Source organism: Streptococcus mitis, from assembly GCF_002096755.1.
GTDB classification, from domain to species: domain Bacteria; phylum Bacillota; class Bacilli; order Lactobacillales; family Streptococcaceae; genus Streptococcus; species Streptococcus mitis_AC.
The window spans coordinates 39,119-64,598 of sequence record NZ_NCVF01000015.1 but is presented as its reverse complement, the minus strand read 5'-3'; the positions used below and the strand labels follow the sequence as shown (position 1 = coordinate 64,598).

Annotated in this window: 19 protein-coding genes and 2 pseudogenes; 19 read left to right on the top strand and 2 right to left on the bottom strand. The window is 39.6% G+C overall.

Annotated features, from left to right (window positions below):
• Positions 1–127: 127 nt before the first annotated feature.
• The 7 genes from B7700_RS00590 (at position 128) to B7700_RS00560 (ending at position 6,606) form a co-directional block, all read left to right on the top strand.
• Positions 128–952: an alpha/beta hydrolase gene (locus B7700_RS00590; RefSeq protein ID WP_049499460.1), complete on the top strand. Its 825-nt coding sequence runs from the start codon at positions 128–130 to the stop codon at positions 950–952.
• A 20-nt stretch (positions 953–972) separates the two neighbouring features.
• Positions 973–1,713 carry an esterase family protein gene (locus B7700_RS00585; protein ID WP_033687156.1) on the top strand — a complete coding sequence of 247 codons (741 nt, stop codon included), beginning with the start codon at positions 973–975 and terminating at the stop codon, positions 1,711–1,713.
• Between the two features lie 12 nt (positions 1,714–1,725).
• Positions 1,726–2,892: an ATP-grasp domain-containing protein gene (locus B7700_RS00580; RefSeq protein ID WP_023946991.1), complete on the top strand. Its 1,167-nt coding sequence runs from the start codon at positions 1,726–1,728 to the stop codon at positions 2,890–2,892.
• 158 nt (positions 2,893–3,050) lie between these two features.
• Positions 3,051–3,920: an aquaglyceroporin Gla gene (gla, locus tag B7700_RS00575; RefSeq protein ID WP_084886436.1), complete on the top strand. Its 870-nt coding sequence runs from the start codon at positions 3,051–3,053 to the stop codon at positions 3,918–3,920.
• Between the two features lie 123 nt (positions 3,921–4,043).
• Positions 4,044–4,769: a CppA N-terminal domain-containing protein gene (locus tag B7700_RS00570; protein ID WP_033685206.1), complete on the top strand. Its 726-nt coding sequence runs from the start codon at positions 4,044–4,046 to the stop codon at positions 4,767–4,769.
• Positions 4,766–5,701: a serine hydrolase domain-containing protein gene (locus B7700_RS00565; RefSeq protein ID WP_084886433.1), complete on the top strand. Its 936-nt coding sequence runs from the start codon at positions 4,766–4,768 to the stop codon at positions 5,699–5,701. Before B7700_RS00570 ends, B7700_RS00565 begins: the two co-directional genes overlap by 4 nt.
• 8 nt (positions 5,702–5,709) lie before the next feature.
• Positions 5,710–6,606 (top strand): DMT family transporter, encoded by an 897-nt coding sequence (locus tag B7700_RS00560; protein WP_084886430.1) that lies wholly within the window; start codon positions 5,710–5,712, stop codon positions 6,604–6,606.
• Positions 6,607–6,648: 42 nt separating this feature from the next.
• Here B7700_RS00560 and B7700_RS00555 read toward each other — a convergent pair whose 3' ends face one another.
• Entirely contained in the window at positions 6,649–7,347 is a 699-nt protein-coding gene (locus B7700_RS00555; protein ID WP_000936192.1) for a GntR family transcriptional regulator, read from the bottom strand.
• Between the two features lie 141 nt (positions 7,348–7,488).
• Between B7700_RS00555 and guaA the strand changes: the two genes are divergently transcribed.
• The 11 genes and pseudogenes from guaA (at position 7,489) to B7700_RS11160 (ending at position 17,591) form a co-directional block, all read left to right on the top strand.
• On the top strand, positions 7,489–9,051 hold the full coding sequence (gene guaA / locus B7700_RS00550; protein ID WP_084886427.1) for a glutamine-hydrolyzing GMP synthase: 1,563 nt from the start codon (positions 7,489–7,491) through the stop codon (positions 9,049–9,051).
• A gap of 357 nt (positions 9,052–9,408) precedes the next feature.
• The gene (locus tag B7700_RS00545; RefSeq protein WP_084886424.1) at positions 9,409–10,695 is read left to right on the top strand and encodes a peptidase U32 family protein; all 1,287 of its coding nucleotides are present in this window, start codon (positions 9,409–9,411) and stop codon (positions 10,693–10,695) included.
• Positions 10,696–11,009: 314 nt separating this feature from the next.
• Positions 11,010–11,210 carry a F0F1 ATP synthase subunit C gene (locus B7700_RS00540; RefSeq protein ID WP_001054560.1) on the top strand — a complete coding sequence of 67 codons (201 nt, stop codon included), beginning with the start codon at positions 11,010–11,012 and terminating at the stop codon, positions 11,208–11,210.
• Positions 11,211–11,243: 33 nt separating this feature from the next.
• Complete coding sequence (gene atpB / locus B7700_RS00535; RefSeq protein WP_000392870.1) at positions 11,244–11,954, top strand: F0F1 ATP synthase subunit A; 711 nt, start codon at positions 11,244–11,246, stop codon at positions 11,952–11,954.
• Positions 11,955–11,967: 13 nt separating this feature from the next.
• Positions 11,968–12,462 carry a F0F1 ATP synthase subunit B gene (gene atpF, locus B7700_RS00530; RefSeq protein ID WP_001103468.1) on the top strand — a complete coding sequence of 165 codons (495 nt, stop codon included), beginning with the start codon at positions 11,968–11,970 and terminating at the stop codon, positions 12,460–12,462.
• Positions 12,462–12,998, top strand: a complete 537-nt coding sequence (locus tag B7700_RS00525) for a F0F1 ATP synthase subunit delta (protein ID WP_084886422.1) — start codon at positions 12,462–12,464, stop codon at positions 12,996–12,998. The genes atpF and B7700_RS00525 overlap by 1 nt, the downstream gene beginning before the upstream one ends.
• Before the next feature lie 14 nt (positions 12,999–13,012).
• Complete coding sequence (atpA, locus tag B7700_RS00520; RefSeq protein WP_000996629.1) at positions 13,013–14,518, top strand: F0F1 ATP synthase subunit alpha; 1,506 nt, start codon at positions 13,013–13,015, stop codon at positions 14,516–14,518.
• A gap of 15 nt (positions 14,519–14,533) precedes the next feature.
• Complete coding sequence (locus B7700_RS00515) at positions 14,534–15,412, top strand: F0F1 ATP synthase subunit gamma (protein ID WP_000301214.1); 879 nt, start codon at positions 14,534–14,536, stop codon at positions 15,410–15,412.
• 85 nt (positions 15,413–15,497) lie between these two features.
• Entirely contained in the window at positions 15,498–16,904 is a 1,407-nt protein-coding gene (gene atpD, locus B7700_RS00510; protein ID WP_000094352.1) for a F0F1 ATP synthase subunit beta, read from the top strand.
• A gap of 10 nt (positions 16,905–16,914) precedes the next feature.
• Positions 16,915–17,334: a F0F1 ATP synthase subunit epsilon gene (locus B7700_RS00505; protein WP_000068046.1), complete on the top strand. Its 420-nt coding sequence runs from the start codon at positions 16,915–16,917 to the stop codon at positions 17,332–17,334.
• Positions 17,335–17,389: 55 nt separating this feature from the next.
• Positions 17,390–17,591, top strand: a pseudogene (locus B7700_RS11160) (hypothetical protein).
• A gap of 56 nt (positions 17,592–17,647) precedes the next feature.
• Here B7700_RS11160 and B7700_RS00500 read toward each other — a convergent pair.
• A pseudogene (locus tag B7700_RS00500) lies at positions 17,648–18,022 on the bottom strand (IS30 family transposase); the annotation flags it as partial.
• A gap of 420 nt (positions 18,023–18,442) precedes the next feature.
• Here B7700_RS00500 and B7700_RS00495 point away from each other — a divergent pair.
• On the top strand, positions 18,443–25,405 hold the full coding sequence (locus B7700_RS00495; protein ID WP_084886419.1) for a DUF1542 domain-containing protein: 6,963 nt from the start codon (positions 18,443–18,445) through the stop codon (positions 25,403–25,405).
• Positions 25,406–25,480: the final 75 nt, after the last annotated feature.

The following is a 25,480-nucleotide window of genomic DNA, read 5'->3' as shown; positions in this document are numbered from 1 at the left end:
CCAGAAGAATTTAGAAAAATAAATGAAAAAGTTAGTTTTTAATTCCAAAAATGGAAGCAAAACTAACTTTTTTTCTATAATTGTGATATAATAAAATAAAATTTTGAATATAGAGAGTTTTCTGACAATGAATCAATCCTACTTTTATTTAAAAATGAAAGAACACAAACTCAAGGTTCCTTATACAGGTAAGGAACGCCGTGTACGTGTTCTTCTGCCTAAAGATTATGAGAAAGACACGGATCGTTCCTATCCTGTTGTTTACTTTCATGACGGGCAAAATGTTTTTTATAGTAAAGAGTCCTTCATTGGCCATTCATGGAAGATTATCCCAGCTATTAAGCGTAATCCTGACATCAGTCGCATGATTGTCGTTGCCATTGACAATGATGGTATGGGGCGGATGAATGAGTATGCGGCTTGGAAGTTCCAAGAATCTCCTATCCCAGGGCAGCAGTTTGGTGGTAAGGGTGTGGAGTATGCCGAGTTTGTCATGGAGGTGGTCAAACCTTTTATCGATGAGACCTACCGTACCAAATCTGACCGCCAGCATACGGCTATGATTGGTTCCTCACTAGGCGGCAATATTACCCAGTTTATCGGTTTGGAATACCAAGACCAAATTGGCTGTTTAGGGGTCTTTTCATCTGCCAACTGGCTCCATCAAGAAGCCTTTAATCGCTATATTGAACGCAAGAAACTATCGTCTGACCAGCGTATCTTTATCTATGTTGGAACTGAAGAAGCAGATGATACGGACAAGACCCTGATGGCTGGTAATATCAAACAAGCCTATATCGATTCGTCTCTTCGGTATTACCATGATTTGATATCAGGTGGGGTGCACTTAGATAATCTTGTCTTGAAAGTTCAGTCTGGTGCCATCCATAGTGAAATCCCTTGGTCGGAGAATTTACCAGACTGTCTGAGATTTTTTGCAGAGAAATGGTAAGTTAGAAAAGGAGAAATCAAATGCATATTGAAAACCTTAGCCACTGGAGTGGCAATCTTAACCGTGAAATGTATCTTAATCGTTATGGACATGCTGGGATTCCAGTTGTGGTCTTTGCTTCATCAGGTGGTAGTCACAATGAATACTATGATTTTGGCATGATTGATGCTTGTGCTTCCTTTATCGAGGAAGGCCGTGTCCAGTTTTTTACCCTATCCAGTGTAGACAGTGAGAGCTGGTTGGCCACTTGGAAAAATGGTCACGACCAAGCAGAGATGCACCGTGCCTACGAGCGCTATGTGATTGATGAGGCCATTCCTTTTATCAAGCATAAGACAGGTTGGTTTGATGGTATGATGACGACAGGTTGCTCGATGGGCGCCTACCATGCAGTCAACTTTTTTCTCCAACATCCAGATGTCTTTACCAAGGTGATTGCTCTTAGTGGTGTTTACGACGCACGTTTCTTTGTTGGCGATTACTACAATGACGATGCTATTTATCAAAACTCGCCAGTAGATTATATCTGGAATCAGAATGACGGCTGGTTTATTGACCGTTACCGTCAGGCAGAGATTGTGCTGTGTACGGGTCTTGGAGCCTGGGAACAAGACGGTCTACCATCTTTCTACAAGCTTAAAGAAGCCTTTGACCAGAAACAAATTCCAGCCTGGTTTGCTGAATGGGGACACGATGTCGCCCACGACTGGGAATGGTGGCGCAAACAAATGCCTTATTTCCTCGGCAATCTCTATTTATAAAAGGAGTGACCTATGAATTACCTTGTTATTTCTCCCTACTATCCACAAAACTTTCAACAGTTTACCATCGAACTAGCCAATAAAGGTATTACCGTCTTGGGAATTGGTCAAGAGCCTTACGAGCAATTGGATGAACCTTTACGTAATAGCCTGACAGAATATTTCCGTGTTGATAATCTTGAGAACACAGACGAAGTCAAACGTGCAGTTGCTTTTCTCTTTTATAAGCATGGCCCAATTGATCGCATCGAATCTCATAATGAATACTGGCTTGAGCTGGACGCAGCACTCAGAGAACAATTCAATGTCTTTGGTGCCAAACCAGAGGATCTCAAAAAGACAAAATATAAGTCTGAAATGAAGAAACTCTTCAAAAAAGCTGGTGTCCCTGTAGTCCCTGGAGCTGTTATTAAGACGGAAGCAGATGTGGATCAAGCAGTGAAAGAAATCGGTCTTCCAATGATTGCCAAACCTGATAATGGAGTTGGGGCAGCCGCAACCTTTAAACTTGAGACTGAAGACGATATCAATCACTTCAAGGCCGAATGGGATCATTCAACTGTTTATTTCTTTGAAAAATTTGTCACTTCCAGCGAAATCTGTACCTTTGATGGGCTTGTGGACAAGGATGGTAAGATTGTCTTTTCAACAACCTTTGACTACGCCTATACACCGCTTGATCTCATGATGTATAAGATGGACAATTCCTACTATGTTCTTAAGGATATGGATCCCAAATTACGTAAATATGGTGAGGCTATCGTCAAAGAATTTGGTATGAAAGAACGGTTCTTCCATATCGAGTTCTTCCGCGAAGGGGACGATTACATTGCCATTGAGTACAATAACCGTCCTGCAGGTGGTTTTACAATTGATGTTTATAACTTTGCTCACTCTTTGGACCTCTATCGTGGTTATGCAGCTATTGTTGCGGGAGAAGAGTTTCCTGCATCAGAGTTTGCCCCTCAGTATTGTTTGGCTACTTCTCGCCGTGCAAATGCTCATTATGTCTATTCAGAAGAGGATTTGCTTGCCAAATATAGTCAGCAGTTCAAGGTTAAAAAAATCATGCCAGCAGCCTTTGCGGAACTTCAAGGAGATTACCTTTATATGCTGACAACTCCGAGTCGACAAGAAATGGAGCAGATGATTGCAGATTTCGGACAACGTCAAGAATAAGAACTCTCGGATTAAGGAAATGCACCTCCTTAATCCTTTTGTTTTTTATAAGAAATAAAACCGCTTTCTTATATAATCTTTCGGAAAAGTAGTTGCTAAAAGATATAAAAATTGATAGAATAAGGATTGTCTAAAAAATTTTAAGGAGAATCTATCAAATGGATTTCACATGGGCAATTAAATATGCCACTGAATTTTTGGGAACTGCTATTTTGATCATTCTTGGTAATGGTGCAGTTGCTAACGTTGAACTTAAAGGTACGAAAGGTCACCAAAGTGGCTGGCTCGTTATAGCTGTTGGTTACGGTATGGGGGTTATGATTCCAGCTTTGATGTTTGGTAACGTATCAGGTAACCACATCAACCCAGCCTTCACTCTTGGACTTGCAATCAGCGGTCTCTTCCCTTGGGCGCAAGTAGCGCCTTATATCCTTGCACAAGTTTTGGGTGCTATCTTTGGTCAAGCCTTGGTTGTGGCAACACACCGCCCATACTACTTGAAAACTGAAAATCCAAACAATATCCTGGGTACTTTCTCAACAATCTCAAGTTTGGATCAAGGTACAAAAGAATCACGCTTTGCAGCAACTGTTAATGGTTTTGTAAATGAGTTTGTTGGATCATTTGTTCTTTTCTTTGCAGCCCTTGGATTGACTAAAAACTTCTTTGGTTCTGAAGTGCTTCAATACATGAAACAAATGGCTAGTCAAGCAGGTCAAAATGTTGACTTTTCTGATTTAGCAATCAAAGCCCAAGTAGCACCACATACTGCTTCAGGACTTTCAGTAGCTCACTTAGCACTTGGATTCCTTGTTATGGCCTTGGTAACATCACTTGGTGGACCTACAGGACCTGCCTTGAACCCTGCTCGTGACTTGGGACCACGTCTCCTTCATGCTTTCCTTCCAAAATCAGTTCTTGGTGAGCACAAAGGCGATTCAAAATGGTGGTACTCTTGGGTACCAGTAGTAGCACCGATCGCAGCAGCAATTGCGGCAGTAGCTATTTTCAAATTCCTTTACCTATAAGAAATTGAAACCGAGGAAATCCTCGGTTTTTTAGATGAAATTTTACGAAAAAAAGGTAAATCTGAGCATAATTTCTTGTAAAAAATTCTAAAATCCTTTAAAATAAAAGAGTTGGAGGAGTTTATGAATGTAAATCAGATTGTACGGATTATTCCTACTTTAAAAGTTAATAATAGAAAATTAAATGAAACATTTTATATAGGAACCCTTGGCATGAAGGCCTTATTAGAAGAGTCAGCCTTTCTGTCACTAGGTGATCAAACAGGTTTAGAAAAGCTGGTTTTAGAAGAAGCTCCAAGTATGCGCACTCGTAAGGTAGAGGGAAGAAAAAAACTAGCTAGATTGATTGTCAAGGTAGAAAATCCCTTAGAAATCGAGGCCTTATTAGCTAAAACAGATTCGATTCATCAATTATATAAAGGTAAAAATGGCTACGCTTTTGAGATTTTTTCACCCGAAGATGATTTGATTTTGATTCATGCGGAAGATGACAGAGCAAGTCTAGTAGAAGTAGGAGAAAAGCCAGAATTTCAAACAGATCTGGAGTCAATTTCTTTAAGTAAATTTGAAATTTCTATGGAATTACACCTCCCAACGGATGTAGATAGTTTCTTGGAACTATCTGAAATTGGGGCGTCACTTGATTTTATCCCAGCACAGGGGCAGGATTTGACTGTGGACAATACGGTTACTTGGGACTTATCTATGCTCAAGTTCTTGGTCAATGAATTAGACATAGCAAGTCTTCGTAAGAAGTTTGAGTCTACAGAATATTTTATTCCTAAGTCTGAAAAATTCTTCCTTGGTAAAGATAGAAATAATGTTGAATTGTGGTTTGAAAAAGTATGAAGTGGACCAAGATTATTAAAAAAATAGAAGAACAAATCGAGGCAGGGATTTATCCTGGAGCCTCTTTTGCGTATTTTAAGGACAATCAATGGACGGAGTTCTATTTAGGCCAGAGTGACCCAGAACATGGCTTGCAGACTGAGGCAGGACTAGTTTATGATCTAGCTAGTGTCAGCAAGGTTGTTGGGGTTGGCACAGTTTTTACTTTTTTGTGGGAAAAAGGTCAACTAGATATTGACAGACCGGTAACAGATTTTTTAGCTGAGAGTGATTATCCAGACATCACTATTCGCCAGCTCTTAACTCACGCTACAGACCTTGATCCGTTTATTCCCAATCGTGATCTTTTAACAGCCTCAGAATTAAAGGAAGCGATGTTTCATCTCAAGAGACGAAGTCAGCCAGCCTTTCTGTATTCGGATGTCCATTTTTTGCTTTTGGGCTTTATTTCGGAAATAATTTTTAATCAAGATTTGGATGTGATTTTACAAGAACAAGTTTGGAATCCTTGGAGAATGACGGAAACCCAATTTGGACCTGTTGAGCTTGCTGTTCCGACAGTTAGAGATGTAGAGGCTGGTGTGGTACATGATCCCAAGGCTCGTCTCCTGGGCAGACATGCTGGTAGTGCTGGTTTATTTTCGACTGTAAAGGATCTACAAATCTTTTTAGAACACTATTTATCAGATGATTTTGCAAGAGATTTGAGTCAAAATTTTTCTCCTTTGGATGACAAGGAACGTTCTTTGGCCTGGAATTTGGAAGGAGATTGGCTAGACCATACGGGCTATACAGGTACCTTTATCATGTGGAATCGCCAGAAGCAAGAAGCGGCTATTTTCCTATCGAATCGTACCTATGAAAAGGATGAGAGGGCTCAATGGATTGTAGACCGCAATCAAGTGATGGACTTGATTCGCAAAGAAGAGTAAGGAGAGACATGTCAAACAGTTTAAAAGGGACTCTATTAACAGTTGTGGCTGGGATTGCTTGGGGCTTGTCAGGAACGAGTGGCCAATACCTGATGGCGCACGGAATTTCGGCCCTGGTTTTGACCAACTTGCGTCTTTTAATCGCTGGTGGAATTCTCATGCTCTTGGCTTATGCTACTGCAAAGGATAAAATGCTGGCCTTTTTAAAGGATAGAAAGAGTTTGCTGTCTCTTCTCATTTTTGCTCTAATTGGCCTCTTCCTCAATCAATTCGCCTATCTAACTGCTATTCAGGAGACCAATGCAGGAACCGCGACGGTGCTTCAGTATGTTTGTCCTGTTGGGATTTTAATTTATAGCTGTATCAAGGATAAGGTGGCGCCGACACTGGGAGAGATTGTTTCTATCATATTAGCCATCGGAGGAACCTTCCTGATCGCAACACATGGGCAGTTGGACCAGTTATCTATGACACCTGCAGGTCTGTTCTGGGGCCTCTTTTCTGCTCTGACTTACGCCCTGTATATCATTTTGCCCATAACCTTGATTAAGAAGTGGGGTAGCAGTTTGGTCATTGGTGTGGGAATGGTCATAGCTGGTTTGGTCGCCCTTCCTTTTACAGGGGTTCTACAGGCCAATATACCGACTAGTCTTGATTTTCTCCTTGCTTTTGCGGGCATTATCCTTATCGGGACTGTCTTTGCCTATACAGCCTTCTTAAAAGGAGCCAGTCTGATTGGACCAGTTAAGTCAAGTTTGTTGGCTTCAATTGAGCCAATCTCGGCGGTTTTCTTTGCCTTCCTAATTATGAATGAACAATTTTATCCTATTGATTTTCTTGGCATGGCAATGATATTGTTTGCTGTAACTCTGATTTCTTTGAAAGATTTACTCTTAGAGAAATAAAAAAGACTCTTTGTCCGTGACAGAGAGTTTTTGCCTAGTAATCTAATTATTTTCAAGATAAAATTCAAAGCGTTCGCCTACATACTGACTTTTTACGTATTCAAAAGCAGTACCATCTTCTAGGTAGGAAACCTGAGTCAAACCAAGAATAGCATGTCCTTTTTCAACTTCCAAATAGTGGGCAATCTTTTCTTTAGCAAGGCGAGCATAAATAGTCTGTTGAGATTTGCCTATACGGTAGCCGTGTTTTTGCAAGGTTTGGAAGAAATGACTGGTGATTTCTTCTTTTTTAAAGTCCTTAATGAATTTTTCAGGAATAGAAGCAACTTCATAAACCAGAGGAACTTGGTCGGCATAGCGAACCCGTTCCATTCGGATAATATTTTCGGTAGGAGAAATTCCTAGCTTGGCAACTTCCTGTTCATTGGGAATGGTTTTTCTGTAGGAAATGAGTTGGCTAGAGGGTACTTTACCTTGGGACTTAACAATTTCAGTAAAACTGGTTGTCCCTCTCATCTTTTCTTGTACACGTGTACTGGATACAAAGGTGCCACTTCCTACACGGCGCTCTAAAACTCCTTCTTCGACCAAGAGGGAAATAGCTTGTCGGAGGGTCATGCGACTGACCTCAAACTGCTCTGCTAAATCTCTTTCACTGGGAAGTCTCTCACCAATAGCCCAACGATGTTCGTCAATATCCTTTTTAATCTGATCATGGATTTTCATATAAGCGGGTAGCATATTTTTCACTTCATTTCTATCTTTTCTCTATTGTACCCCAATAAACTAGAAAAAGTCAAACTTCGCCTTGTTTAGTTGGTAATTCGCCCTTATTTGTGATAGAATATTGAAAAAAGATATTTCTTTTGAGAAAGGAAAAAGATGAGCAACATTTCAACTGATTTGAAAGATGTAGAAAAAATCATCGTATTGGACTATGGTAGCCAATACAACCAGCTGATTTCACGCCGTATCCGTGAGATTGGTGTTTTTTCAGAACTAAAGAGCCATAAAATTTCAGCTGCTGAAGTTCGTGAAATCAATCCTGTAGGAATTATCCTATCAGGTGGTCCAAACTCTGTATACGAAGATGGTTCATTCGATATTGACCCAGAAATCTTCGAACTCGGAATTCCTATTTTGGGAATTTGTTACGGTATGCAGTTATTGACCCATAAACTTGGAGGAAAAGTTGTCCCTGCAGGTGATGCTGGAAATCGTGAATACGGTCAATCAACTCTTACACACACACCATCAGCTCTTTTTGAATCAACACCAGACGAGCAGACTGTTTTGATGAGCCATGGTGATGCGGTTACTGAGATTCCTTCTGACTTTGTTCGTACTGGAACATCAGCTGACTGCCCTTATGCAGCCATTGAAAACCCAGATAAACACATTTACGGTATCCAATTCCACCCAGAAGTTCGTCATTCTGTGTACGGAAATGATATCCTTCGTAACTTTGCTCTTAACATCTGTAAAGCTAAAGGCGACTGGTCAATGGATAACTTCATTGATATGCAGATCCAAAAAATACGTGAAACCGTCGGTGATAAACGTGTCCTTCTTGGCCTTTCAGGTGGGGTTGACTCATCTGTCGTTGGAGTTCTTCTCCAAAAGGCTATTGGCGATCAATTGATCTGTATCTTCGTAGACCACGGTCTTCTTCGTAAAGGAGAAGCGGACCAAGTTATGGAAATGCTTGGTGGTAAGTTTGGTTTGAATATCGTCAAAGCAGACGCTGCTAAACGTTTCCTTGATAAACTTGCTGGCGTTTCTGACCCAGAACAAAAACGTAAAATCATCGGTAACGAATTTGTGTATGTCTTTGATGATGAAGCAAGCAAGCTCAAAGATGTGAAATTCCTTGCTCAAGGTACCTTATACACAGACGTTATCGAGTCTGGTACGGATACAGCTCAAACTATCAAGTCACACCACAACGTGGGTGGTCTTCCAGAAGACATGCAATTTGAATTGATCGAACCACTCAACACTCTCTATAAAGATGAAGTTCGTGCCCTTGGTACAGAGCTTGGTATGCCAGACCATATCGTATGGCGCCAACCATTCCCAGGACCAGGACTTGCTATCCGTGTCATGGGAGAAATTACTGAAGAAAAACTTGAAACAGTTCGTGAGTCAGACGCTATCCTTCGTGAAGAAATTGCTAAAGCTGGTCTTGATCGCGATATCTGGCAATACTTCACAGTTAATACAGGCGTTCGTTCAGTTGGTGTTATGGGTGACGGTCGTACATATGACTACACGATTGCAATCCGTGCTATCACCTCTATCGATGGTATGACTGCTGATTTTGCTAAGATTCCTTGGGAAGTGCTTCAAAAAATCTCAGTACGTATCGTAAACGAAGTGGACCACGTTAACCGTATCGTCTACGACATTACAAGTAAACCACCTGCAACAGTAGAGTGGGAGTAGTCATCTAAGGACTAATTTATGTAGTGTAATTAGCCAGTATCTTTGGATACTGGTTTTTACTTTTCTAGACTTTTTGGCTACTTGTTAAAACTGGGTTAATTTTCGACAGTTTATCAGTCATTATGCAAATCATATACTCAATGAAAATCAAAGAGCAAACTAGAAAGCTAGACGCAGGTTTCTCAAAATACTGTTTTGAGATTGCAGATGGAAGCTGACGTGGTTTGCAGAGATTTTCGAAGAGTATTAAAAGATTAGAATTGTCAAAACAATCTGTCTAGGCTTGATTTTATCACTTATTTACTATAAAATGAGAAGGAAAAACGTCAAACTTTTATATTGCAAATAGGAGAAAACATGACAAAAACATTAAAACGTCCTGAGGTTTTATCACCTGCAGGGACTTTAGAGAAGCTAAAGGTAGCTGTTCAGTATGGAGCAGATGCTGTCTTTATCGGTGGTCAGGCCTATGGTCTTCGTAGCCGTGCCGGAAACTTTACCTTTGAACAGATGGAAGAAGGTGTCCAGTTTGCGGCTAAGTATGGAGCTAAGGTCTATGTAGCTGCCAACATGGTTATGCACGAAGGAAATGAAGCTGGTGCTGGTGAGTGGTTCCGTAAACTACGTGATATCGGAATCGCGGCAGTTATCGTGTCTGACCCAGCCTTGATTATGATTGCAGCGACTGAAGCACCAGGCCTTGAAATTCACCTTTCAACTCAAGCCAGTGCGACTAACTATGAAACTCTTGAGTTTTGGAAGGAACTGGGCTTAACTCGTGTTGTTTTGGCGCGTGAGGTTTCAATGGAAGAATTAGCTGAAATCCGCAAACGTACAGATGTTGAGATTGAAGCCTTTGTCCACGGAGCCATGTGTATTTCTTACTCTGGTCGTTGTACCCTTTCTAACCACATGAGTATGCGTGATGCCAACCGTGGTGGATGTTCTCAGTCTTGCCGTTGGAAGTACGACCTTTACGATATGCCATTTGGTCAAGAACGCAAGAGCTTGAAGGGTGAAATTCCTGAAGAATTTTCAATGTCAGCCGTTGATATGTCTATGATTGACCACATCCCAGATATGATTGAAAATGGTGTGGACAGTCTAAAAATCGAAGGACGTATGAAGTCTATTCACTACGTATCAACAGTAACCAACTGCTACAAGGCGGCTGTTGATGCTTATCTAGAAAGTCCAGAAAAATTTGAAGCCATCAAACAAGACTTGGTGGACGAGATGTGGAAAGTTGCCCAACGTGAATTGGCAACAGGTTTCTACTACGGTACACCATCTGAAAATGAACAGTTATTTGGCGCTCGTCGTAAAATTCCTGAATACAAGTTTGTCGCTGAAGTGGTAGCGTATGATGAAGCGACCCAAACGGCAACCATTCGCCAACGGAACGTGATTAATGAAGGAGACCAAGTAGAGTTTTACGGCCCAGGTTTCCGTCATTTTGAAACGTATATTGAAGATTTGCATGATGCTAAAGGAAATAAGATCGATCGCGCTCCAAATCCAATGGAACTATTGACTATCAAGGTTCCACAACCTGTTCAAGCTGGAGATATGGTTCGAGCTCTCAAAGAAGGTCTCATCAATCTTTATAAGGAAGATGGAACCAGCGTCACAGTTCGTGCTTAATAAATATGTAGGGGACGAAAGCTTTCTAGTTGCTTTCCCTTTAATCCTATTTACTAAAAGAACATTAGGTTAAAAAAATATATTAATTTCCATCCGAGATTTCATCTCGGATTTTTTCATTATTTTTCAGAAAGACCTAGATAATAGACGGATTTATTACAAGTTTTTTCCAAAATTTTCTATATAATAGACTTAAAAATAGTAAAATTGTAAATAATTTTCATTAAACGCTTTCAATGTTAGTAAAAAGTTGACAAATCCAATTTTTAGGACTAAACTAAGTAAGTAAATTTTAATTAAAAGGAGAATTCGTCATGAATTTAACATTTTTCGGTCTATGTCTTGCCTGTATGGGTGTATCTCTTGGTGAAGGTATGTTGATGAACGGTTTGTTGAAATCAGTTGCTCGCCAACCAGATATCATCTCAGAACTACGTAGTTTGATGATCCTAGGGGTTGCCTTTATTGAAGGTACTTTCTTCGTTACTCTTGTCTTTTCATTTATCATCAAATAAAAGAAGTATAAATTGAAAAAGGGAGGATTTTAGATGGAAGAAAGTATTAATCCAACCATCAATATTGGTCCTGTTACCTTTAATTTAACCATAGTAGTTTTGACTTTGTTGACTGTAGCACTTATTTTTGGCTTTATTTATTGGGCAACTCGAAATATGACTTTGAGACCCACAGGAAAACAAAATGTATTAGAGTATTTATTTGATTTTGTTGTTGGATTTACAAAATCAAACCTTGGTCCAATGATAAAGGATTATTCTCTCTTTTATTTCTGTTTATTCCTATTTATGGCCATTGCAAATAATATTGGCTTAATGGCTAGAATTCAGACTACAGATGGTGTAAATCTTTGGACCTCACCAACAGCAAATTTGTCATTTGACTTGGTCTTGTCTTTTACAATTATCTTAATGACCCACGTAGAAGGAATTCGTCGTCGTGGAATCAAAAAGTATTTAAAAGCATTTGTAACACCAGGTTTTATGACACCAATGAATCTCTTAGAAGAAGTTACCAATCTCCTTTCACTTGCATTGCGGGTCTTTGGTAATATCTTTGCAGGGGAAGTGATGGCAAGTATGTTAGTCCTACTTTCTCATCAGGCCTTCTATTGGTATCCTATTGCTTTTGGAACAAATCTAATCTGGACTGCATTTTCTGTTTTTATTTCTTGTGTACAAGCATATGTATTTACATTGTTATCTTCAATGTACCTAGGAAATAAAATTAATGATGAAGAATAGAAAGGAGTAGTTTATGAATGTAACAGTAGGTGAATTACTTGGTGATTTTATACTAATCGCTGGTTCCTTTATTCTCTTGCTAGTCTTGGTTAAGAAATACGCTTGGTCAAATTTGACTAGCATTTTCGAACAAAGAGCAGAAAAAATTGCAGCAGATATTGACGGAGCTGAACAAGCACGTCAAAAAGCAGAAGTATTGGCTCAAAAACGCGAAGATGAATTGGCTGGTAGCCGTAAAGAAGCTAAGACAATCATTGAGAATGCGAAAGAAACAGCTGAGAAAAGCAAAGCTAGTATTTTAGCAGATGCTAAGCTAGAAGCAGGACGCTTGAAAGAAAAAGCGAACCAAGAAATTGCTCAAAATAAAGCTGAAGCTTTACAAAGTGTTAAGGGTGAGGTAGCAGATTTGACAATCAGCTTGGCTGGTAAAATCATCTCACAAAACCTTGACGGTCATGCCCATAAAGAACTCATTGATCAGTATATCGATCAGTTAGGAGAAGCTTAATGGACAAGAAAACAGTAAAGGTAATTGAAAAATACAGCATGCCTTTTGTCCAATTGGTTTTAGAAAAAGGAGAAGAAGACCGTATCTTTTCAGACTTAGCTCGAATCAAGCAAGTTGCTGAAGAAACAGGCTTACCTTCTTTTTTAAAAAAAGTGGCAGTAGACGAGTCTGACAAGGAAAAAACGATTACGTTCTTCCAAGATTCAGTGTCATCTTTATTGCAAAACTTTATCCAGGTTCTTATCTACAATCACAGAGCAAATCTTTTTTATGATATTCTTGTAGATTGCTTGAACCGACTTGAAAAAGAAACAAATCGATTTGAAGTGACGATTACGTCATCTCATCCTTTAACAGATGAACAGAAGAGTCGCTTGCTCCCTTTGATTGAGAAAAAAATGTCTCTCAAAGTAAGGAGTGTAAAAGAACAAATCGATGAAAGTCTTATTGGTGGTTTTGTCATTTTTGCCAATCACAAGACAATTGATGTGAGTATTAAACAACAACTTAAAGTTGTTAAAGAAAATTTGAAATAGAAAGTGGTGTTCTTTTGGCAATTAACGCACAAGAAATCAGCGCTTTAATTAAGCAACAAATTGAAAATTTCAAACCCAATTTTGATGTGACTGAAACAGGTGTTGTAACCTATATCGGGGACGGTATCGCGCGTGCTCATGGCCTTGAAAATGCCATGAGTGGAGAGTTGTTGATTTTTGAAAACGGCTCTTATGGTATGGCTCAAAACTTGGAGTCAACAGATGTTGGTATTATCATCCTAGGTGACTTTACAGATATCCGTGAAGGCGATACAATCCGCCGTACAGGGAAAATCATGGAAGTCCCAGTAGGTGAAAGTCTGATTGGACGTGTTGTGGATCCGCTTGGTCGTCCAGTTGATGGTCTTGGAGAAATCCACACTGATAAAACTCGTCCAGTAGAAGCGCCAGCTCCTGGTGTTATGCAACGTAAGTCTGTATCAGAACCATTGCAAACTGGTTTGAAAGCTATCGACGCCCTTGTACCGATTGGTCGTGGTCAACGTGAGTTGATTATCGGTGACCGTCAGACAGGGAAAACAACCATTGCAATTGATACAATCTTGAACCAAAAAGGTCAAGATATGATCTGTATCTATGTTGCGATTGGACAAAAAGAATCAACAGTTCGTACGCAAGTAGAAACACTACGTCAGTACGGTGCCTTGGACTACACAATCGTTGTGACTGCCTCTGCTTCACAACCATCTCCATTGCTTTTCCTAGCTCCTTATGCTGGGGTTGCCATGGCGGAAGAATTTATGTACCAAGGGAAACATGTTTTGATCGTTTATGATGATTTATCAAAACAAGCGGTAGCTTATCGTGAACTGTCTCTCTTGCTTCGTCGTCCTCCAGGTCGTGAAGCTTTCCCAGGGGATGTTTTCTACCTTCACAGCCGTTTGCTTGAGCGCTCAGCTAAAGTTTCTGATGAACTTGGTGGTGGATCAATTACAGCCCTACCATTTATCGAGACACAAGCAGGAGATATCTCTGCCTATATCGCAACCAACGTGATTTCTATCACTGATGGACAAATCTTCCTTGGTGATGGTCTTTTCAATGCAGGTATTCGTCCAGCTATCGATGCGGGTTCATCTGTATCTCGTGTAGGTGGTTCTGCACAAATCAAAGCAATGAAAAAGGTTGCTGGTACACTTCGTATCGACCTTGCTTCATACCGTGAGTTGGAAGCCTTCACTAAGTTTGGTTCTGACTTGGACGCAGCAACACAGGCTAAGTTGAACCGTGGACGTCGTACAGTTGAAGTCTTGAAACAACCTGTTCACAAACCATTGCCTGTTGAGAAACAAGTAACCATTCTCTATGCTTTGACACACGGTTTCTTGGATACTGTTCCAGTAGATGACATTGTTCGTTTCGAGGAAGAGTTCCATGCCTTCTTTGATGCTCAACATCCAGAGATTTTGGAAACCATTCGTGATACAAAAGACTTGCCAGAAGAAGCAGTCTTGGATGCTGCGATTACAGAGTTTCTCAATCAAACCAGCTTCCAATAAGAATAGAGGTGTCAGATGGCAGTATCTCTAAATGATATTAAAACAAAAATCGCCTCAACAAAAAATACGAGTCAAATCACTAATGCTATGCAAATGGTATCAGCTGCTAAGCTTGGTCGCTCTGAAGAAGCTGCTCGCAACTTCCAAGTTTACGCTCAGAAAGTCCGCAAACTCTTGACAGATATCCTCCATGGTAATGGAGCTGGTGGTTCAACCAATCCGATGTTGATTAGCCGTCCTGTGAAGAAGACAGGCTATATCGTCATCACTTCAGACCGCGGTTTGGTTGGAGGTTATAATTCTTCTATTCTGAAAGCCGTTATGGAGTTGAAAGAAGAATACCATCCAGACGGTAAAGGTTTTGAAATGATCTGTATTGGTGGAATGGGAGCTGATTTCTTTAAGGCTCGCGGTATTCAACCACTTTATGAATTACGTGGCTTGGCGGATCAGCCTAGCTTTGATGAAGTTCGTAAGATTATTTCAAAAACTGTTGAAATGTATCAAAATGAGCTTTTTGATGAACTCTATGTCTGCTATAACCACCATGTCAATACGCTAACCAGTCAAATGCGTGTGGAGCAAATGCTTCCAATTGTTGACTTGGATCCAAATGAAGCGGATGACAGTTACAGCTTGACCTTTGAATTGGAAACTAGCCGAGAAGAAATTTTGGAGCAGTTGTTGCCTCAGTTTGCAGAAAGTATGATTTATGGTGCTATTATCGATGCTAAGACAGCTGAAAATGCTGCGGGTATGACAGCCATGCAAACAGCGACAGATAATGCTAAGAAAGTCATTAATGATTTGACAATTCAGTATAACCGTGCCAGACAGGCGGCGATTACACAAGAAATTACAGAAATCGTAGCAGGAGCTAGTGCCTTAGAATAGGCACTAGTCCAGCTCGTATGAAAATGAACTTAGGACCTAGTTGAGCTAGGAACCGACAGTATCTTATATAGAATAGGAGAAGGAGATGAGTTCAGGTAAAATTGCTCAGGTTATCGGTCCCGTTGTAGACGTCTTGTTTGCAGCAGGGGAAGAACTTCCTGAGATTAACAATGCACTTGTCGTCTACAAAAATGACGAAAGAAAAACAAAAATCGTCCTTGAAGTAGCCTTGGAGTTGGGAGATGGTATGGTCCGTACTATCGCCATGGAATCAACAGATGGTTTGACTCGTGGAATGGAAGTATTGGACACAGGTCGTCCAATCTCTGTGCCAGTAGGTAAAGAAACTTTGGGACGTGTCTTCAATGTTTTGGGAGATACCATTGACTTGGAAGCTCCTTTTACAGAAGATGCAGAGCGTCAGCCAATTCATAAAAAAGCTCCAACTTTTGATGAGTTGTCTACCTCTTCTGAAATCCTTGAAACAGGGATTAAGGTTATCGACCTTCTTGCCCCTTACCTTAAAGGTGGTAAAGTTGGACTTTTCGGTGGTGCCGGAGTTGGTAAAACCGTCTTAATTCAAGAATTGATTCACAACATTGCCCAAGAACACGGTGGTATTTCAGTATTTACCGGTGTTGGGGAACGTACTCGTGAAGGGAACGACCTTTACTGGGAAATGAAAGAATCAGGCGTTATCGAGAAAACAGCCATGGTATTTGGTCAGATGAATGAGCCACCTGGAGCACGTATGCGTGTTGCCCTTACTGGTTTGACAATCGCTGAATACTTCCGTGATGTAGAAGGCCAAGACGTGCTTCTCTTTATCGATAATATCTTCCGTTTCACTCAGGCTGGTTCAGAAGTATCTGCCCTTTTGGGTCGTATGCCATCAGCCGTTGGTTACCAACCAACACTTGCTACGGAAATGGGTCAATTGCAAGAGCGTATCACATCAACCAAGAAGGGGTCTGTAACCTCTATCCAGGCTATCTATGTGCCAGCGGATGACTATACTGACCCAGCGCCAGCAACAGCTTTCGCTCACTTGGATTCAACAACCAACTTGGAACGTAAGTTGGTACAATTGGGTATCTACCCAGCCGTTGATCCACTTGCTTCAAGCTCACGTGCCTTGGCACCTGAAATCGTTGGAGAAGAGCACTATGCAGTTGCTGCTGAAGTAAAACGTGTCCTTCAACGTTACCATGAGTTGCAAGATATCATTGCTATCCTTGGTATGGATGAGCTTTCTGATGAAGAAAAGACTTTGGTTGCTCGTGCCCGTCGTATCCAGTTCTTCTTGTCACAAAACTTCAACGTTGCGGAACAATTTACTGGTCAGCCTGGTTCTTATGTTCCAGTTGCTGAAACTGTACGTGGCTTTAAGGAAATCCTTGATGGTAAACATGACCACTTGCCAGAAGATGCCTTCCGTGGTGTAGGTTCTATCGAAGATGTAATTGCAAAAGCTGAAAAAATGGGATTTTAAGAGGTGATCTATGGCTCAGTTAACTGTCCAGATCGTGACACCAGATGGTCTCGTCTATGATCACCATGCCAGCTATGTATCGGTTCGAACTCTGGATGGTGAGATGGGGATCTTGCCACGACATGAAAATATGATTGCGGTTTTAGCAGTTGATGAAGTAAAGGTAAAACGTATTGATGATGAAGAACACGTGAACTGGATTGCAGTAAACGGAGGCGTTATTGAAATTGCCAATGATACCATCACAATCGTTGCTGACTCTGCAGAACGTGCTCGAGATATCGATATCAGTCGTGCAGAACGTGCCAAACTTCGAGCAGAGCGTGAAATTGAAGAAGCACAAGACAAACACTTGATTGACCAAGAACGTCGTGCTAAGATTGCTTTGCAACGTGCCATTAACCGGATTAATGTCGGAAATAGACTATAAGAAAAAAGGAGTCTGAGACTATTGTCCCAGACTTTTTTTATTTTCAGGAGGGAAAATAATAACAGAATTACAATCACCACGCTATATTGTCATTTCATTTTTAATACGTGAAATGGAAGTTGATATTGTTGAGGTCATAACTATTATGGCTGAATTAGAAAACAGTGGCTTGGTTCAGGGAATCAAGTGGAAATTTAATACTCAAAGAACATGGAAGAGCGCACAAAATCTCCTCATCTGAAAGTGTTTCAGATTAAGTTCCGCTATGGTGGAAGTTAGTGTGAGACGTTTGAATGGGGTTGAAGGTTAATTTTTAGAACTTATGTTGGAGTAATGTAGACGACTGACAGATTTCTTCTGCAGGTATTTTCGAAATACCAAGAAGCTTAGGAATCTCTTCTCCGTAAGTAAAAGCAAGGAGTTCATGGGCTGACTTTCCATTCAAAGCAGCGGGTTTGACACTGTTGACATGCGAACAAACGAGATTGATGTCCTCTTGAGTTAAGTTGTCAAAAGAAGTTCCCTTTGGTAGAATATCTCGAATCAGCGTGTGATTTTTCTCAATTCTGCCTTTCTGGTCAGAGCGATTAGGGTCACAAAAGAAGAGTCTACTCTCTCCTCGAACATCCATTTCGATGTCATCAACCCTGGCAAAGTCTTCACCATTATCTGTCAGAATGACAGGGAAATTAGCAGATATGAAAGTAGATAGTTTTTTAGTTAGCTGAATTTAGTAGTGTAATCAATACTAAAATTAATATGTCTGAATTGAACTAAACATGTTTTTATAAGTAACTTTCAAACGGAGAGTTTTGCTGTGATTAATAGTATTATTTTTTACAACAAATAGGTTAATTCCAACGATGGGTCCATCTATCAAATAACTTGCAATAACATGTATAAAAATACATTGCGCAGATGTCATAAAATTGTCTACTTTCGCGAAATACTTTTTTTTGTAAAAATTTAAGTCTAATCAGTTGAATATAAATAAAAAATACAGTAAAATAGTATGTATAAGTAATCATATTAGAATTGCATGCTGTTCTTAGTAACAGCAAGTATTTTGTATGGATACTAAACTAAATAAATTTTCGAGGAGAAGATAATGGGAAATAAACCATCTATGAGTCGTTCTGAACGTTTACGCCGTGAAAAAGTCACGCGTTACTCAATTCGTAAATACAGTTTTGGAGCAGCTAGCGTAGCAGTTGCTGCACTTTTCATGTTTTTGGGTAATGGAGCGGTGTCTGTTCAAGCCGATGAAATCCAAGAACCAAAAACAGCTGATGTTCCAACTAAAGAAGTTGTTTTGGATAAGACTCAATTGAAAAGCTATATCGCTGAAATTGAAGAGAAAATTTCAGCGGGTAAATACGCTAATAAGACTGAGGAGAGCATCGCTCTTTTAAATTCTGAATTAGCTTCTGCCAAATCTGTCCTTGCTTCTGCAACTAGCCAAGATGAACTAAAAGCAGCTTATAACAAATTTGTCACTGTAGTAAGCTCAAAATTGCAAAATAAACCTGTAGAGAAAAAAGAAACACCAGTAGTAGATACTACAAATGGTAAAGAAACTGTTGGTAAAAAAGCAGAAAATACAGAGAAAAAATCTGATTCTAACTCAATTGAAAATACAGGTTCTAATGATTCACGTAATGGAAAAGCGTTAGATCGAGATAATGCTTTCCGTACAGAAGCTGTTACGAATAAGAAACCAGTTGGGAATATTCCATTCTCTAATGCGACTGCAAAAGATATTTATGTTTATAAAGGTGAAGAAACAAACATTGAATTATCAGCAACAGATGATTCTGGAAAACTTAAGGACATTCGTATAGCTGAGGGTTCAAGAGGAATTGATGCTGCTGGGGCTGCTGGCGGTAGAATAAATAATCAGTATGGACTAACGTTCTCATCTCAGAGAAATGAAACTGAAGGAATTGTAGCGACACAAGATAATCCTGCTAAGGTAACGATTACAGGGACAGTATCAGTGCCAAATCGACCAACTTATACAGGTAAGTTAGTGACACGTTATCTAGTCGCTGAAGATTTAGATGGGGCAGTATTCTCAGAACCTAGTGGAAATCAGGAAAATGCGAATCCACTACCAGAAGGCTACTTTAAGTTATGGGTTCGTGAACAAACTCAAAAATATGATATTCAAGTACAAACAAATGAAGCTGGTAAGATTGCTGTTGCCGATGTAAACAATCTTTCTCAAGCTGATTTTGAGAAAATTAAAAATAATATAAAAATTACTTATAATACAGCAGACGATGCAAGATTGCTTGATAAAAACGGTAAATTAGTAGAAAATGCTTCGAACTACATTGACACTGTAACGAAACAAGCAGATCAGATTGTTGTTACTTATAAAGACGGCTCAAGAGATTCTGTTGCTTTAACGAGTGTTTTACGCAATAATCCTATACCTACAGTAAAAGTGCCATATTCAAACCAAGCAGAGAAACAAGTTTATGTTTATAAGGGTGAAAATACGGATTTAACATTCACAGCGAATGATGATACTACTGTAAAAGATATGTACTTGCGTGGACCTGGAGATGTTAACTGGAATAATACTGAAGCTTTTGGATTCACAACAGGTAAGATTGATAATGGTGTTGTTACTGGTAAGGGTACAATTTCTGATAATAAACAGGAAGCAACCATTACAATGACAGGTGAAACCAATCTGGATGCGGGTAAACAATGGACAAGTTATGTTGTTGCTAATGACAATGATAACTTTAGTTCAATGCCAGCAGATCGTAACTTTAATGCTTTAGATATTGATCCTGATGCAAAATCTAAACCAGGATATATTCGGTTTGTCGTTAAAGATCAAACATCTAAGTATGATATTAAGGATTTAACTGATTCTACACGTATAACTGTTAATGATATTGATAATATTACAGCAACAGATTTAGCAACGATTAAGTCAAGATTGAAATTAGAGTATTCTTCAACAAATGATGACGAACGACTTGCAAGTCTAAAAGGTACAGCAGTTACTAATCCTACTTCATTAATTGATACTGTTGCAGTATCGACAACTGACCCTTCTAAGCTTGTTGTAACATATAAAGATGGTTCTGTAGATACAATTGAAAAAAGTAAAGTTTTAAATGTAAGACCGAAAGGAATTATCCCGTTCTCTAATCCAGCTACAAAAGAAATCTATGTTTATAAAGGCGAAGAAACAAATATAGAATTATCAGCAACTGATGATTCCGGAAAAATTAAAGATATTCGTATTGCTGAAGGTGGTAGAGGAAATGATGCTCCAGGTGCTGCCGGCGGTAGAATAAGAGATCAATATGGATTAACAACAGGTTACCAAAGAAATGAAACAGGAATTGAAGCAACTGAAACTAATCCAGCAAAAGTAACGATTACAGGAACAGTGTCAGTATCAGGTCAACCAAACTTTAAAGGTAACTTAATGACAAGATACTTAGTTGCAGAAGATTTAGAAGGTGCAACATTCTCTGACCCTAATGGTAATAGTGATTCAGGTAAGACAGTAGACCAAGTGCCAGAAGGATGGTTCAAACTAGTAGTTCGTGAACAAACTCAGAAATATGATATTCAAGGACAAACAGAAGAAGCTAATAAAATAGCAGTATCTGACATTAACAATTTATCAAATGATGATTTTGAAAAAATTAAAAATAACATTAAGATTCAATACAATACTGCTGATGATGAAAGATTAAAAGATAAAAATGGATCATTAGTAGAAAATGCTTCACAATATATTAAATCTATAACTAAAGAAGGCGATAAAATTGTAGTTACTTATAAAGATGGTTCTACAGATAAGTTAACTCTAACAGAAGTAGTAAAACTAGACAAACAGCCAGCAATTGATGCAGTAAACACCGCAGCAACTGAGAAAATTGCAGCAATCAACTCAACGCCAAACGCTACTGATGAAGAAAAAGCAGCGGCAATTGCTAAAGTAAATGCTGATAAAGAAAAAGCATTAACAGCAATTAATGATGCTAATGTAACGACAAAAGCAGAATTAGATAAAGCGAAAGAAGCAGGTACAACAGCAATCGCAGGGGACAATCCAGTAGTAGCGAAAAAGGCTGCTGCTAAAGCAGATGTTGAAGCAGCGCGCCAAGCGAAAGCCGATGCAATTAATGCTGATAAAAATCTAACACAAGCAGAAAAAGATGCGGCTCTTGCTAAAGTTAATAAAGCAGCTGAAGATGCAACAAAAGCTATCGATGCAGCAACGACAGATGCAGCTGTAGATACAGCAAAAGGTACTGGAGTAACAGAAATTGGGAAGGTTAATCCAGTAGCAAAACAAAATGCTAAGGATGCTATTGGGAATGCATTAACAGCTAAGAATCAGGAAATCGATGATCGTAAGGATTTAACACAAGCAGAAAAAGATGCGGCTAAGGCTGAAGCTAAGAAATTAGCGGATGCGGAACTTACAAAAGTTAATGCTCAACCTGATAATGCAGAAACGGCTGAAGCAGCAGCAGCGGCACAAAAACTTGTTAACGATGCAGAAGATAAAGGTGTTGCAGATGTAACGTCTGTATACCCAATTGCTAAAGAAGAAGCGAAAAAAGCAGTAGCAGATGAATTAGCCAAGAAAGAAAAAGAACTGGATGATCGTAAAGATTTAACAACAGAAGAAAAAGCAGCAGCTAAGAAAGAAGCGAAAGACTTAGCTAAAAAGGCTACAGATGCCATCAACGCTCAACCAGCGATTGCAGATACTTCAGATAAAGCAACAGCGGCGCAACAAGCAGTAGACACAGCTAAAACTACGGGTGTTGCGGAAGTTAAAGCAGTAAATCCAGAAGCGGTTAAGAAAAATGTGGCTAAGAAAGCAATTGAAGATGCATTAACAGCTAAAAACAACGCAATTGACGCTCGTGATGATTTAACACCTGAGCAAAAAACAGCAGCAAAAGAAGCAGCGAAAGCAAAAGCAGATGCAGCTAAAGATGCTATTGATAAAGCAACAACAGATGCGGATGTAGATCAAGCTAAAACAGATGGTGAAACAGCAGTTGCAAATGTAACTCCAGTAGCAAAAAAACCAGCTAAACAAGCAATCGCGAAAGCATTAGAAGATAAAAATGCCGAAATCGACAAACGTACGGACTTAACAGAAGAAGAAAAAGCTACAGCTAAGAAAGAAGCGAAAGATAAAGCTGATGCACAATTAGCAGAAATCGCTAAACAACCAGATGTAGCAGATACACCAGAAGCTGCACAAACAGCGCAAACAGCAGTAGATGCAGCTAAGAAAACAGGTGTTGACGAAGTAACTGCAGTAAATCCAACAGCAGTAACTAAACCAGAAGCTAAAAAAGCAATTGATGCTAAATTAGCTGAACAACTAAAAACTATCGAAAGTACTCCAGATGCTACAGATGATGAGAAGAAAGTTGCAGCAGACGCAGCTAAAGCTCTAGCAGCTAAAGCTAAGGCAGAAATCGACAAAGCAGGAACAGATGCAGATGTTAAAGCTTTAGAAGACGAAGCAAAAGCTGAAATCGAAAAATCTTTACCATTAGTTGAAGATAAACCAAATGCTCGTAAAGCAATTGACGAAGAAGCAACAGCTAAAAAAGCAGCAATTGATTCACGTACAGATTTAACTCCTAAAGCAAAAGAAGATCTTAAAGCTCAAGTAGATAAGATTGCAGAACAAGCTAAAAAATCTGTAGATGCCGCTAAAACAGCAGAAGCTGTTGATGGAATTGAAGAGTCAGATAAAGCGGCTATTAAAGCTGTAGGTGAAGTGAATATTCCGGCTGATAAAGTTCTTGTAAATGACCCAAGTACTTTAACAGACGATGAAAAAGCTAAGGTCTTAGAAGCTGTTAAGAAAGTAAATCCAGATGCTAAAGAAATTACTCAAGATGCAGATGGAAATATTACTGTTACAACTCCAGATGGTCATCAGGAAACCATCACTCCTGAACAAGTTGTGAAAACGTCTGATACAGCAAATGAACCAAAAGCAGGAAATGATGTAGTTAAACCAGCGAATAAAGTGGTTGTAGCAGATCCAGCTAAATTAACAGATGCTGAAAAAGAAAAAATTAAAGCAGCTGTAGAAGCAGTAAATCCAAATTCTGTAGTAACAGTAGATGAAAAAGGAAATGCTAAAGTATCAACTCCAGATGGACAAACACAAGTGATTCCTGTAGATGAATTAGTACGTACTGCTGAAGATACTAAGAAACCAAATGCAGGAAACGACATCAATACACCATCAGATAAAACAGTCGTAGCAAATCCAGAAGCCCTTACTCCAGAAGAGAAGAAAGCTATTGAGGATAAGGTTAAAGCCGTTAACCCAGGAGCTACGGTTGTAGTAGATGACAAAGGTAACGCAACTGTTACAACACCTTCAGGTAAGACAGCGGTTATTCCAGCAGCTGATTTGACGAAGACAGCAGAAGCAGCGTCTAAACCAAATGCAGGCGACGATGTAGTTAAGCCAGCGTCTAAGACAGTAGTAGCCAATCCAGAAGCCCTTACTCCAGAAGAGAAGAAAGCTATTGAGGATAAGGTTAAAGCCGTTAACCCAGGAGCTACGGTTGTAGTAGATGACAAAGGTAACGCAACTGTTACAACACCTTCAGGTAAGACAGCGGTTATTCCAGCAGCTGATTTGACGAAGACAGCAGAAGCAGCGTCTAAACCAAATGCAGGCGACGATGTAGTTAAGCCAGCGTCTAAGACAGTAGTAGCCAATCCAGAAGCCCTTACTCCAGAAGAGAAGAAAGCTATTGAGGATAAGGTTAAAGCCGTTAACCCAGGAGCTACGGTGGTAGTAGATGACAAAGGTAACGCAACTGTTACAACACCTTCAGGTAAGACAGCGGTTATTCCAGCAGCTGATTTGACGAAGACAGCAGAAGCAGCGTCTAAACCAAATGCAGGCAATGATATCAACACACCGGCGGTTAAAACAGCAGTTGCTAAGAAAGATGCTTTAACTGATTCAGAAAAAGAAGCAGTTAAGACAGCAGTAGAAGCAGTTAATCCAGGTGCTAAGGTAGTAGTAGATGACAAAGGAAATGCGACAGTTACTACGAAAGATGGTAAGACAGCCGTAATTCCTGCTTCTCAACTAGTTATTCCAACAGAAAAACTTGCAGACCTATCTGAGCAAAATGGTGTGAATATTCCAGCTACACGCACCTTGGTAGCAGATAAGAATAACTTAACTCCTGAAGAAATTGCTAAGATTAAGGTTGCTGTGGAAGCTGTAAATCCAGGCTCAACAGTTGTTGTAGATGAAAAGGGTAACGCGACAGTAACCACAGTAGATGGAAAAACAGCAACAATTTCAGCTGAACAATTAGTTAAAGATGAAGCAGATGTAGCAACTAAAAACAATGGTGAAAATCTTAATCTTGATTTTGAAAAACAACTTGTAGCTGATTTGGACAACTTAACAGACGCGGATAAAGCGGGAGCTAAAGCCAAAATTATGGCAGCTAACCCAGATGTAGCAGAAGTAATCTTCGATGATAAAGGAAATGCAACGGTTATTTTGAATAATGGTAAAGCATATACAGTTTTAGCTAAAGATATCTTTAAAGAAATTCCTTATGTTCCATCATATAATCGAGGAAATAATAGAATTAATAACGCTGAAACGATAGTCGATAAATCGAAGTTAGAAGGTGCTATTCGTCAATTGGATAAGCTAATCATCCAAGAATCAGCTAAGCTTGATGCAGAAACTGTGAAAGAAGCGAACGCATTATTAGCAGCCGCTAAAGAAGTATTTGCCAATGCAAACGCAACTCAAGCAGAAGTGGATGCAATGGTTAAACGTATAGAAGACTTCATGTTGAAAGTTTCTCCAGCAACTAATCATGCAATTCTAGCTAATGACCAAGCTACTCAAGCCACAAACGCTAACCAAGAAACAGCTAACGTGAATACAGTGGCTAAAGAATTGCCTAACACAGGTACAGAAGCTAACGCTAGCCTCGCAGCGCTTGGACTTCTTGGAGCCCTAGGTGGATTTGGACTTCTTTCTCGCAAGAAAAAAGAAGACTAAAAACTCATAGTTTTTAAGAAGATGATTCGTCATCTTCTTTTTTTGGCTCTTTGTCAACTGTAGTGGGTTGAAGAA

What these genes read in the sequence shown, in the direction of transcription:
- B7700_RS00590 (WP_049499460.1), top strand. Translation starts at nt 128, where the DNA reads ATGAATCAATCCTACTTTTATTTAAAAATGAAAGAACACAAACTCAAG.
- B7700_RS00585 (WP_033687156.1), top strand. Translation starts at nt 973, where the DNA reads ATGCATATTGAAAACCTTAGCCACTGGAGTGGCAATCTTAACCGTGAA.
- B7700_RS00580 (WP_023946991.1), top strand. Translation starts at nt 1,726, where the DNA reads ATGAATTACCTTGTTATTTCTCCCTACTATCCACAAAACTTTCAACAG.
- gla (WP_084886436.1), top strand. Translation starts at nt 3,051, where the DNA reads ATGGATTTCACATGGGCAATTAAATATGCCACTGAATTTTTGGGAACT.
- B7700_RS00570 (WP_033685206.1), top strand. Translation starts at nt 4,044, where the DNA reads ATGAATGTAAATCAGATTGTACGGATTATTCCTACTTTAAAAGTTAAT.
- B7700_RS00565 (WP_084886433.1), top strand. Translation starts at nt 4,766, where the DNA reads ATGAAGTGGACCAAGATTATTAAAAAAATAGAAGAACAAATCGAGGCA.
- B7700_RS00560 (WP_084886430.1), top strand. Translation starts at nt 5,710, where the DNA reads ATGTCAAACAGTTTAAAAGGGACTCTATTAACAGTTGTGGCTGGGATT.
- B7700_RS00555 (WP_000936192.1), bottom strand. Translation starts at nt 7,347, where the DNA reads ATGCTACCCGCTTATATGAAAATCCATGATCAGATTAAAAAGGATATT.
- guaA (WP_084886427.1), top strand. Translation starts at nt 7,489, where the DNA reads ATGAGCAACATTTCAACTGATTTGAAAGATGTAGAAAAAATCATCGTA.
- B7700_RS00545 (WP_084886424.1), top strand. Translation starts at nt 9,409, where the DNA reads ATGACAAAAACATTAAAACGTCCTGAGGTTTTATCACCTGCAGGGACT.
- B7700_RS00540 (WP_001054560.1), top strand. Translation starts at nt 11,010, where the DNA reads ATGAATTTAACATTTTTCGGTCTATGTCTTGCCTGTATGGGTGTATCT.
- atpB (WP_000392870.1), top strand. Translation starts at nt 11,244, where the DNA reads ATGGAAGAAAGTATTAATCCAACCATCAATATTGGTCCTGTTACCTTT.
- atpF (WP_001103468.1), top strand. Translation starts at nt 11,968, where the DNA reads ATGAATGTAACAGTAGGTGAATTACTTGGTGATTTTATACTAATCGCT.
- B7700_RS00525 (WP_084886422.1), top strand. Translation starts at nt 12,462, where the DNA reads ATGGACAAGAAAACAGTAAAGGTAATTGAAAAATACAGCATGCCTTTT.
- B7700_RS00515 (WP_000301214.1), top strand. Translation starts at nt 14,534, where the DNA reads ATGGCAGTATCTCTAAATGATATTAAAACAAAAATCGCCTCAACAAAA.
- atpD (WP_000094352.1), top strand. Translation starts at nt 15,498, where the DNA reads ATGAGTTCAGGTAAAATTGCTCAGGTTATCGGTCCCGTTGTAGACGTC.
- B7700_RS00505 (WP_000068046.1), top strand. Translation starts at nt 16,915, where the DNA reads ATGGCTCAGTTAACTGTCCAGATCGTGACACCAGATGGTCTCGTCTAT.
- B7700_RS00495 (WP_084886419.1), top strand. Translation starts at nt 18,443, where the DNA reads ATGGGAAATAAACCATCTATGAGTCGTTCTGAACGTTTACGCCGTGAA.